Raw genomic sequence first — 761 nt, 5'->3', positions numbered from 1 at the left:
AGAATGGCGTAGTTGCCGACCCATTCGACATCGGGGCATTCTTTGCGCACACGCTCCATCGCCTTACGCTCCAATTGCTCGAGCGCCTGTGGCGACCGCACCGCCTCGGGGCTAAGGCGCGTCAACATGACAAAAGTCGACATAGCGATATTCCCTCTTAAGTTGGCCCATTCAGTATCATCGGGATCGCTCTTCCCCGCCAATTTCGACGAGCGCCACCATGTTGACGCCGCTACAGGCCAGCGCCAGTCCGCCATCGGGCGTCGGTGTCATATTGCGGATGACGCCGCCGCCCGAAGGGACGGGCCACCTCTTGAACGTTTCGGTTTTCGGATCGAATCGCACCAGCATGTTCGGCGTAGCCGCCGACTCCGCGTACCAGATGATATCGTCGACCGCCGTAATCGCGTAAGGTCCGGATTCCCCGCCGCCAGGCGACGGCCATTCGGCGACCTTGCCGGTCGCGGGGTCCAATCTGCCGATATAGCCCCTAGGGTAATCCGAATACCAAATGAGATCGTCGCTGGTCACCGCGATCCGCCGAGGCCTCGCCTGCGAATTTGGCAAGACAAATTCCGTGATCCGCATCGTCTCGGGATCGACACGTCCGATCTTGTTCGAGCCGAATTCGGCGAAGAACGGCGCGCCCTTGGAATTCACCGCCAAGCCATAGGGAAGCGAATCTGCGGTCGGTGACGATACAAGCTTGATCTCGCCCGACACCGGAGCGAGACGCCCGATCATATTTCCGCCGATGACGG

The 761-nt window shown here is 60.3% G+C and carries 1 protein-coding gene; it reads right to left on the bottom strand.

Annotated features, from left to right (window positions below):
- Nucleotides 1-177: 177 nt before the first annotated feature.
- On the bottom strand, nt 178-761 hold a 584-nt coding region (locus HUN39_RS18945; RefSeq protein ID WP_456299342.1), incomplete at its 5' end, for a Vgb family protein.

This window comes from Methylocystis silviterrae (genome assembly GCF_013350005.1).
GTDB lineage: Bacteria > Pseudomonadota > Alphaproteobacteria > Rhizobiales > Beijerinckiaceae > Methylocystis > Methylocystis silviterrae.
This window is presented reverse-complemented; position numbering and strand designations above follow the sequence as displayed.